We start from the raw sequence: 3601 nt of genomic DNA, 5'->3' as shown, positions 1-3601 counted from the left end.
ATCGAGGCCCGCCGCGCGCCGAGGGCGCGCTCGCGCCCGCTTGCCGAGTGGCTGATCGCGCTGCGCGCGCTGCTCGAGGCGGCCGGCCAGTGGGAGCCGCTCGAGGCCGACCTCGCGGGCGGCAAGGTGATCTCGGCACTGTGGCTCGATGCCGGCGCGCACGGCGACGACGAGGCTTTTCCTGGCGGCCGTCACACGCTGTCCGAATTCACGGCCTGGGTGCGCGACGTGCTCGAGGACGCGAGCTTCGTGCCGCCCGTCAATGGCGAGATACCGCAGGTGATCGTGCTGCCCTTGCATCAGCTGCTGGGCCGGGCTTTCGGCGCGATCGTGATCCCGGGCTGCGACGACCGCCGCCTGCCCGCATCGCCCGAGCCGCCTGGCAACTGGAGCGCCGCGCAGCGGCTCGAGCTCGGCCTGCCTTCGCGCGAAGCGCTCGAGGTGGCGCAGCGCGCGGCCTGGAACGCGGCCCTGTGCAATCCCTGGTGCGAACTGCTGTGGCGCAGTGCCGATGCCAGCGGCGAGCCCGTGCGGCCCAGCCCGCTGGTGCAGGGCCTCGAGCTCGACCATGCGCTCGCGTTCACCGACGATCCGCGCACACGGCGCGAAGTGCCCGTGCGTCCCACCCTCTATCCGACGCCCTCGGGCGCGCTGCTGCCGCTGCGCAACGTGTCGACCAGCGTCTACGAGGACCTGCGCCGCTGTCCCTACCGCTTCTTCGCGCTGCGCCAGCTCGGCCTGCGCAGCGCCGACGAGCTCGATGCCGAGGTCGATAAGCGCGACTTCGGCAACTGGCTGCATGCGGTGCTCGGCCATTTCCACGAGACGCTGCAGCAGACGCCCTCCGTCGATGCCGGTGAGCGCCTGCGCTTCATAGAGGACGCGGCCGTGCGCGCCACGCGCGAGTACGGCCTGTCGGATGCCGAGTTCCTGCCCTTCGCCGCGGCCTGGCCCGCGGTGCGCGACGGCTACCTCGACTGGCTCGCGGGCCACGAGGCCGCGGGCGCGGTCTTCGTCGAGTCCGAACCCTGGAAGGAGCAGCCGCTGGGCGCGCTGCAGCTGGTGGGCCGGCTCGACCGCATCGACCGCATGCCCGATGGCCAGCCCTTCGTGATCGACTACAAGACCGAGTCCTCGGCCGTGACCAAGGAGCGCGTGAAGGAACCGACCGAGGACACGCAGCTGGCCTTCTATGCCGCGCTGGTGGCCGACGACACGCTGCGCGCGGCCTACGTCAACGTGGGCGAGAAGTCCTCGGGCACGCAGACGGTGGAGCAGCCGGTGGTGGTGCAGGCGCGCGATGCGCTGGTGGCCGGCATCCTCGACGACTTCCGGCGCATCGCCGAAGGCACGCCGCTGCCGCCGCTGGGCGAGGGCACGGTGTGCGAGCACTGCACCGCGCGCGGCCTGTGCCGCAAGGATTTCTGGAGCGACGATGCCGGCGCCGCCGTGCTGCAGGGGAGCACGCCATGAACGGCGCCGCCTACGAACACAACGGCCAGCGCGTGCCGCGCGAGGCCTTCTACACCGTTGCCTGCGATCCGCGGCGCTCGGTGGCGGTCGAGGCCTGCGCGGGCGCGGGCAAGACCTGGATGCTGGTGTCGCGCATCGTGCGCGCGCTGCTCGACGACGGCGCCAACGCCTGCCAGCCGCACGAGATCCTCGCCATCACCTTCACCAAGAAGGCCGCGGGCGAGATGCGCGAGCGGCTCGACCAGTGGCTCGAGACCTTCGCCGAGCGCGAGCCCGAGGAGCTGGTCGAGGAACTCGTGATGCGCGGCATGCCGCCGGCCGAGGCGCTGGCGGCCGCGCCGCGCCTCAAGGGCCTGTACCGGCAACTGCTCGAGGGCGGCCGGCCGGTGCAGTTCCGCACCTTCCACGCCTGGTTCGCGGGCCTGCTGCGCAATGCGCCGCTCGCGGTGCTGCGCGAGCTCGGCCTGCCGTCGAACTACGAACTGCTCGAGGACGATGCCGAGGCGCGCTCGCGCACCTGGCGCCCCTTCTTCGAGGCCGTGACCGCCGACCCCGACGCGCTGGCCGATTACTACGCGGTGGTCGCCACCTACGGCCGCTCGCAGACCGCCAAGGCGCTCGGCGAGGCGCTCACGCGGCGCGTGGAGTTCTCGCTCGCCGAACCGGCCGAGGCGGTGCGGCATTTCGCCGACCTGCATCCGGCGCTGGCCGGCTTCGACACGCCGACCGACGCGCTGCGCGGCGAGGCCGTGCGTCGGCGCTGGCTCGACCGCGCCGCCGCGCTCGGCCGCGAGACCAACAAGACGCCGCAGAAGGCGGCCGAGGCCGTCATCGACATCTTCGGCACCGGCGAGCCGGCCGAGTCCGCGCTGCCGTCGGCGCTCGCGCTGCTGCGCAAGAGCTTCTTCGTCGCGACCGAAGACCGGCTCAACAAGAACCTGCAGAAGTACCCGGCTGCGCAGGAGGCCGAGGCCGAGCTGCAGCTGCTGTGCGCCGCGCAGGCCCAGCACGCGGCCTGGCTCTATCAGCAGCGCATGACGCGGCTCACGCGCCTGCTGATCGATGCCTTCGCGGGCGTCAAGCGGGCTCATGGCTGGGTCGACATGAACGACGTCGAGCAGGCCGCGCAACTGCTGCTGGGCCAGTCGGCGCTCTCGGGCTGGGTGCAGGAGCGGCTCGATGCGCGCATCGCGCACCTCTTGATCGACGAGTTCCAGGACACCAACCCGCTGCAGTGGCAGGCGCTCTACGGCTGGCTCAGCGCCTACGTGGGCGCGGGCGGCAGCGCGCCGCGCGTGTTCGTCGTGGGCGATCCGAAGCAGAGCATCTACCGCTTCCGCCGCGCCGAGCCGCAGGTCTTCATCGCCGCGAAGAAGTTCGTGCGCGAAGGTCTGGGCGGCGAGCTGCTCAACTGCGACCACACGCACCGCAATGCGCGCGCCGTCGTGGGCCTGGTCAACCAGGCCATGCTGGCCGCGCAGGAGGCCGGCGAGTTCGACGGCTTCCGTGCCCACACCACCGAGCGCAGCGACGAGGGCGCGTTGCTGAAGCTGCCGGCCATCGAGCGCGATGCCGCCGAGGCCGCGGCCGAAGCGGCACCGGCCGACGACGGCATGCTGCACTGGCGCGACAGCCTGGTCACGCCGCGTGTGCTGCCCGAGGAGCAATTGCTGCAGAAGGAATGCGAGCAGGCCGCGCGCTGGATCGCGCAGCTGATCGCCGACGGCACGCCGCCGCGGCAGATCATGGTGCTGTCGCGCCGCCGCAGCCGGCTCGCCGCGATGCAGGACGCGCTGCGCCAGCGCCACATCCCGGTGCAGCAGCCCGAGAAGAACGAGCTGCACGATGCGCCCGAGGTGCAGGACATGGTGGCGCTGATCGATGCGCTGGTCTCGCCCGCGCACGACCTTTCGCTGGCGCGCGCGCTCAAGTCGCCGCTGTTCGGCATCGGCGACGACGACCTGGTGCAACTGGCGCTGCGCCAGCGCGCGCTGCCGGGCTGGAGCTGGTTCCGGCTGCTGCAGACCGGCGAGGACCTGCCGGCCGCGCTGGCCGAGGCCGCGCCGCGTCTCAAGCGCTGGCAGCGCTGGTTGGCCACGCTGCCGCCGCACGATGCGCTCGACGCGAT

The 3601-nt window shown here is 72.3% G+C and carries 2 protein-coding genes; both read left to right on the top strand.

Translation table 11 applies throughout. From position 1 onward, the window contains the following. The coding region (locus AC27VN_RS35805; RefSeq protein ID WP_490879699.1) for a PD-(D/E)XK nuclease family protein at positions 1–1473 on the top strand (1473 nt) is incomplete at its 5' end. Then, positions 1470–3601, top strand: a 2132-nt coding sequence (locus tag AC27VN_RS35800; RefSeq protein WP_490879698.1) for a UvrD-helicase domain-containing protein, incomplete at its 3' end; no start/stop codon positions are given. The genes AC27VN_RS35805 and AC27VN_RS35800, both read left to right, overlap by 4 nt.

This window comes from Variovorax sp. 20P10.2.4 (genome assembly GCF_058244205.1).
This window is presented reverse-complemented; position numbering and strand designations above follow the sequence as displayed.